This window comes from Leptolyngbya sp. AS-A5, assembly GCF_039962495.1.
Taxonomy (GTDB): domain Bacteria; phylum Cyanobacteriota; class Cyanobacteriia; order Leptolyngbyales; family Leptolyngbyaceae; genus Leptolyngbya.
On the sequence record NZ_JAMPLL010000011.1, the window covers coordinates 151618 to 158213 of the forward strand.

A 6596-nucleotide genomic window follows, 5' to 3' on the forward strand; every position below is an offset into this window, starting at 1 on the left:
CCCTGCTTTATCGATATAAAGCAGGGTTCTATTGCTCGTTGATCCAAAATTGCAATGCTCTTAATCCAAGATTTACAGGTTCCCTTATCTGAGATCGGCAGCCGCTTGCGCGATCGCGCCTAACTGCAATCCTGCTGGGTAAGCTCCCTCTTCTTTAATCTGCTTAATTGCTGCATCAGAAATTCTTAAATTCATTTTGCTTGCGATCGCCTTGACGATGTCTCCGCGATCGATCACACCGGAAACCGCTTCAGCCGGGGACAAGACCGTCACTCGCGGCAAGCTTTGATTCTCCAGCAGTTGAATGACTTCTACGATCGAGGTCGATTCCTGCACTGTGGGAACTTCAGTTAACGGATGCACAATATCCAGCAGCGTTCTCGTTTCCCACTCGCTCCGCTCAATTCTCTGAAGATCCTCAGTATTGACAACACCGCGATATCGTCCATTCGACGCGGCATAGTAAATCGGAGCACGAGTTTCATTAATCAAATAATCGTCCGCAAATTTCCGCAGCGTCATTCCTGCATCAATCACCCGGAAATCCCGCGTCATGGCATCTTCGGCTTTCACCTTCAGCATCGCCTCTTGCAGTTCAGTGATGCGATCGTAAGCACCCGCATTCTGCACCACAAACCATCCAATCAGCGCTCCCCACAGTCCGCCACCATAAGGCAGACCTAGATTTCGCGTTACTCCAAACGCATCTGCCAAGCCCCAGACGATCGCAACCGTTCCTAGAAATCGCCCCACTTTCGCAGCCGTGCGAATCCCTTTAATCTGGCTACCTGTGAGCTTCCAGACGATCGCCTTTAACACTTGCCCCCCGTCCAATGGCAAACCAGGGATCATATTAAACAACGTCAGCACCAGATTAATCGCCGCCAGATCGCGAAATAGCACACCCAAAGGCATCTCTGCATTCGGTATCAATAGCGTTACCAGTGTTAACAACAGAAATAAGCTAAAGCTGACCGCTGGACCTGCGATCGCCACTTGAAACGCTTTTCCAGGCGTTTTTGGTTCTTGAGCGATCGCCGCAATTCCACCAAAGAAGAACAGCGTAATCGACTGAACCCGAATTCCTTGCAGTTTTGCAACTAGGCTATGTCCCAATTCATGCAGTAGCACCGACGCAAACAACAATAGCGCCATTGCAAAACCCGTTCCCCAAGCAACAGGGCTACCCCAATCAGGATAGCGATACTGCCACCGCAGCGCATTACTGAGGGTGACGAACACAAGGATAACAAACCAGGACGGGTCGATAAGCAAGGGAATGCCAAAGAGTGACCCAACTCGCCAACCAGATTGCATGAATGGTTTTCCTAAAGTGTGTGTCTATTCCAAGCATACGAGATGAAATCGAAGTAGCGGGGGTGAGATAACCCAACCTTAAGGAAGATTCAGATTGCATCTAGGGCTTGGTCGGCTGCGGTTGAATCGAGATCGGGAAGCAATTGCTCTGAGTGGATCAGTGAAACTTCCGACTTAGAGTCGATCGACGCTTGAGCCTGGATCAAAGCGTGAAATCCGCCACACAGCAACAAGCGATCGCCCGCCTGAAGATCCAGGGTTTCTTCTGGAAATCGAATCAGCTTTCCATCCCGTCGAATAGTTTGTACAGAAATATTATATTGGCGCTGTAAATTCAATTCGATCAGCGTTTTGCCCACCAGCGGACTTTCTGCGGGAATTTGTAGCCACTGACAAGATGAATTCGTAGATGGGACTGCGGCTTCTCCTTTTGCCAATTGATCAAAAGCTGCAACCTCATCGGGCGCACCGACAATGAGTAGACGATCGCCTTGTTCTAGTGTGGTTTGGCTATCTGGATAGTCGATTTCCGCCCCGCCTGCTCGTCGAATTGCCATTACCGTAATCCCAGTTAAACGGCGAACATCAGTTTCTCCGATCGACATTCCTAATAAGGGTGAAGCCTCGGATAACGCATACCAGCGGCTATTCATTTCATTTGCTGCGGCTTTCAGAGCGCGTGAAATCTCTTCAGAACGCTGATCGGGGCGCAACTCTAAATAGTGTGAATTTCGGATTAACTGTACTTCGCGCTGAATGGCTGGGGTTGGTAAACCCATGCCTGCCATTAAATGAGCGGACAGTTCTAAACTGGTTTCAAATTCAGGCTGCACCACCTCACGCGCCCCTAGCTGGTACAGCAATTCAATATCTTTATCTCTGTTGGCTCTTACCACCAAATCAAGATCAGGAGCAATCTCTAACGCTCGCTTCACGCATAATCGCGTACTCATCGCATCTGGAAGCGCGATCGCCATGCCCTGCGCTTGGGCAACTCCTGCTTTTTCTAAGACATACGAACTCGCTGCATTACCGTAGATGTAAGGAATTCCCGCTTCTCGAACCTTTTGGATCTGCGCTTCAGATTGATCAATCACCAGGACGGGATAATGTCGATCGCGCAGCAACCGTACGATATTGCGCCCGATTCGACCATAACCGCAAACAATTACATGATCGTGAATTGGTAAATCTTCAGAAATTGCCAGCGGCTCATCCGATTGCTCCAGGTATTTTGCCAACCAAGGGATCGATTCTCCCCAAGCGAACAGTTTTGGCACGAGTCGCAGCACGAACGGAGTTAACACGAGCGTCACCGCCGTTGTCCCCAGAATTAGCAGGTAAACTTGGCGTGAAACGATGCCGAGCGTCTGTCCCTCACTTGCAAGCACAAACGAAAATTCTCCGATCTGAGCCAGTCCTAATCCAGCAATCAAAGCGGTTTTCAGGGGATACCGAAAGATGCGAACGAGCGGCGTAATGATCAAAAACTTGCCAACAAACACGAGCGCGACCAAGCCGAGAATAAGTTCCAAGTTGTTCCAAAGAAACACGGGATCGATCAGCATCCCGATCGAGGCAAAAAACAGCGATGCAAAAATGTCTCGCAATGGCTCTACATAAGTGAGCGTTTGATCCGCATATTCCGCTTCTGAGATCATCAAGCCTGCAACAAAAGCCCCCATCTCGATCGACAATCCCAAGTGCTCAGTAAGAAGTGCGATCCCTAGACACAGCGCTACTACCCCCAGCAGAAATAATTCGCGGCTCTCTGTTTTTGCCAGTAGCCGCAACAGCGGCGGAATCACCCAAATCCCAGCCGCGATCGCACCGAGCGCAAACAGTCCCGTCTGAATCAGCGCCCAGCCGATCGCCAATCCCACTTGTTCCGCAGGCTGATCCAATGCTGGCAACACCGCCAACATCAACCCCAGCGCCAAGTCCTGAACGACCAGAATTCCTAACATCACTTGTCCGTGTGGCGTTCCGGTCTCGTTGCGCTCCATCAAGCACTTCAGCACTACAGCCGTCGAAGAGAGAGACAGAATTGCACCTAAAAATACGCCCTGCGTCGGTGACGTAACCCATCCCATTGCCAGCGCCACTAAAGTCGTCACCAGGATCGTCAGCGCAATTTGCAGCCCACCTCCGCCGAGACTAATGACTTTGACTTTTTTAAGTTCAGAGAAGGAAAATTCAACCCCTAGCGCAAATAACAGAAACGCTACTCCAAACTGCGCCAGCGTTTCCACCTGCACCAATTCTTTAATTAACCCAAGTCCCGTCGGACCCACAATCACACCCGCTACCAAATACCCCAGTAGCACAGGTTGCTTTAACAGCGCAGCCAGCAGTCCACCCGCTGCTGCTGCTGCCAAAACTGAAACAAGATCAACAATGAGCCGAAAGTCTTCTTGCACAGGTTTCTATAAATATTAGAAAAGTATCACAGTCTATTAACATCACTTTACAAGGAATCGGGAACTTCTGGAGAGAACCGCGTCTGCGAATCTGCTTGGAGCGCTCTGATTTGCAAGGGATACGGTAATCTATAGAGAAGCGATCTGTAGACCGACAATTTGAATCTAATCCGACTCCACCTTCGTGGTGTTTTAGTCGCTGAAAGCTACGATCAACTCTCTATTTGTTCGCACCCGTTCTGAGAGTGCTAATTCATGACGATGCAGGCACCCACCCATTCAACCCTCGACGCTAACGTGCCACTCCAGATTTTACTGTTCGTCGATCAGCGTCCCGCGTCACGCGAACAGATTCGTCAGATTCGCGGCTTTCTCAACGATCGGAGTGCTGAATGTCCGTTTGAGCTTGAGATTATCGACGTGGGTGAGCAACCCTATCTTGCTGAGCATTTCCGTCTCATTGCCACCCCAACGCTGATTAAACTTCACCCCGAACCGCGCCAAACTCTGACAGGTAGTGATCTGATCGCTCAACTGAGAAATTGGTGGTCGCGCTGGCAAAGAGCTGTCGAAGACATTACCAATTCTCCCCAAACTGCAACAGCGCCCGATTCTGTAGGAGTCGCTTCGATCGGGCACTCTGCCGAACTGATGAAGCTGAGCGATGAAGTTTTCCGGTTGCAGCGCGAAAACGAGAATCTTCAAGCACAGCTCCACTTTAAAGACCAAATTATTTCGATGCTGGCGCATGATCTTCGCAATCCCCTGACTGCCGCATCGATCGCGATCGAGACTCTGGAAATTGCTCATAAACAAGCAGATGGGCAACCGTCCCGACTCACACCCGCAATGACAGCCAACTTGCTTAAACACGGACGGACTCAAATTCGGACGATCGACCGGATGATTACGGATATCTTACAGGCTGCAAGGGGAACGAGTGCGGAGCTGCATATTCAGCCAGAGAAGTTAGACCTTGGCGCACTGTGTCAGGATGTGCTCCTTAGCCTCGCTGATCGGATTCAATCAAAACAGCAGCACATTGAGACCGATATTCCTTCTGACCTACCGATCGTCTATGCCGATGCTGAACGAGTGCGACAGGTGATCGTGAATATTTTGGACAATGCAATCAAGTACACGCCTACAGCCGGAACGATTCAGATCTCAATTTTGCACCGGACGGCACAGAAAGTTCAGGTCAGTATTTGCGACAACGGGCCGGGAGTCCCGCTAGAAAACCGCGATCGCATTTTTGAGGATCATTACCGCTTGCAGCGAGATGTTGGTCAGGAAGGTTACGGTATCGGCTTATCGCTGTGTCAGCGGATTGTGCGGGCGCACTACGGTCAAATTTGGGTTGATTCGGTTGCAAATCAGGGCAGTTGTTTTCATTTTACGCTTCCTGTTTTTCGGATTTAACTTTGCCTGTTTGCAAAAATTTCTAGATTTCAGTAGTTGCACTGAAGGCAGGATTTGCGCGACTGTCATATCAATTTATTCTTCTTCAAAATTTGATGTTGCTCCAGCTTTTAGCGGTCAAATCGAAATTCATAATTTTTCTTGGGATGAGCTTTATGAATAGAAAATATTGCTTCCAATACACCTAATCTTTAAATTTGGGTTTTCATTAGAACAAGGCACGGAGATAATTCAAGCTTTCTGATAAAACTAACTCAGAAATTTCAGTATCTAAAACTGTAAAAAATAGTACATAACCATTCGACCTTTACTGAAAGCCCTGTTTCTTAGTAATAGTGAGAAACTTAAAAAATTGACATTTGCATAACAATTCAAAAAGCTTATTTTGTAATTCTTTTCTAATGATGATCTCTAAGCAAAGCTTTAGAGATTAATTAGGCAGTTACTTTCTCCGTATTCCCCCTCAAGAAGTGCCTTGGATCACAAGAAGTACTAGGAACATTCCGCTTGATAATTGACAAGTTAGAATTCAAAGAACACTTCATCAATTCATTACACAAGAAACTGCACTAAAAATAGGAATTCCAATCCAGCAATACCTTTTTTTGTTTTTGAGCCTGTTGCTTTAAAGTATTTGTGAAAACTGGTGTTATTACGGTACTACTTTCAAAGTTACTCGCCTATAAATGGGCATAAGCGCTGTATGCAGCTAAATTTCTTCAGCCTGATTTCATCGCAATGCCGTGAGATTTGTGTAGCTGTTTCAGCGATATCGCTGATTTGAGTTCCTTCTCAGGAATGCTAAGTTCGAGCAGCAGAGGATTGTTTTCTTTGATCTTGCTCGATCGCGCTCTGGAGCAACTTATTCCAGGAATTACTGAAGGTGCATTGAATCGTTTGCAATACTTTGGTGGAATTTTGCCATTGTCAAGCCCGGTCTGAACTATCAACCACTATTCACATCATGGGACTGCTTGGGTAGATGAATTACGATCCTTTAGAATGCAACGTCACTCCCTCGGAAGTGGGTGTCTACGAATGCGAAGTTCACCTGAAATTTAGGCTGATCGAAGAGAAGGCTGTTTTGAGTAATCCAGAACAACTGCTTGAGTTTCTGCTAGATGCTTACGCTTGTGGTGCCGATGAGTATTTAGAACCCGTTGCGGCAGAGGTGAAAGCGAAAGAGATTTCTGAGGTTACGGCTTCTCCGCAAATGCGTCGCCGTTTAATCCGTCTTCGCAACTCAAAGGACTAGAACTACCTGAAGCGTTGAGTGTCAAACAATAAGACCGAGAAAAGGAGCTAATTTAATGGCTCTTTTTTTGGCGTTGCACAGAGGATGAATGATTTACCTCAACGCAGGCACTTGTCCATGCTTCAGGTAATAGATCAGCAGACGAATTGATGCTTTTAGCATCTTGATGGACTTAGAATAGC

At 47.7% G+C, this 6596-nt stretch carries 4 protein-coding genes; 2 read left to right on the plus strand and 2 right to left on the minus strand.

Annotated features, from left to right (window positions below; all coding sequences use genetic code 11):
- Positions 1 to 84 precede the first annotated feature (84 nt).
- Complete coding sequence (locus tag NC980_RS14825) at positions 85 to 1317, minus strand: site-2 protease family protein (RefSeq protein WP_190379299.1); 1233 nt, start codon at positions 1315 to 1317, stop codon at positions 85 to 87.
- An 89-nt stretch (positions 1318 to 1406) separates the two neighbouring features.
- On the minus strand, positions 1407 to 3737 hold the full coding sequence (locus NC980_RS14830) for a cation:proton antiporter (RefSeq protein ID WP_190379300.1): 2331 nt from the start codon (positions 3735 to 3737) through the stop codon (positions 1407 to 1409).
- A 261-nt stretch (positions 3738 to 3998) separates the two neighbouring features.
- On the opposite strand from NC980_RS14830, the gene NC980_RS14835 reads away from it, so the two are divergent.
- Positions 3999 to 5159, plus strand: coding sequence for a histidine kinase (locus NC980_RS14835; RefSeq protein ID WP_190379314.1), 1161 nt, complete (start codon positions 3999 to 4001; stop codon positions 5157 to 5159).
- A gap of 982 nt (positions 5160 to 6141) precedes the next feature.
- Positions 6142 to 6414 (plus strand): Npun_R1517 family heterocyst differentiation transcriptional regulator, encoded by a 273-nt coding sequence (locus tag NC980_RS14840; protein WP_190379301.1) that lies wholly within the window; start codon positions 6142 to 6144, stop codon positions 6412 to 6414.
- Positions 6415 to 6596 lie beyond the last annotated feature (182 nt).

What these genes read in the sequence shown, in the direction of transcription:
- NC980_RS14835 (WP_190379314.1), top strand. Translation starts at nt 3,999, where the DNA reads ATGCAGGCACCCACCCATTCAACCCTCGACGCTAACGTGCCACTCCAG.
- NC980_RS14825 (WP_190379299.1), bottom strand. Translation starts at nt 1,317, where the DNA reads ATGCAATCTGGTTGGCGAGTTGGGTCACTCTTTGGCATTCCCTTGCTT.
- NC980_RS14840 (WP_190379301.1), top strand. Translation starts at nt 6,142, where the DNA reads ATGAATTACGATCCTTTAGAATGCAACGTCACTCCCTCGGAAGTGGGT.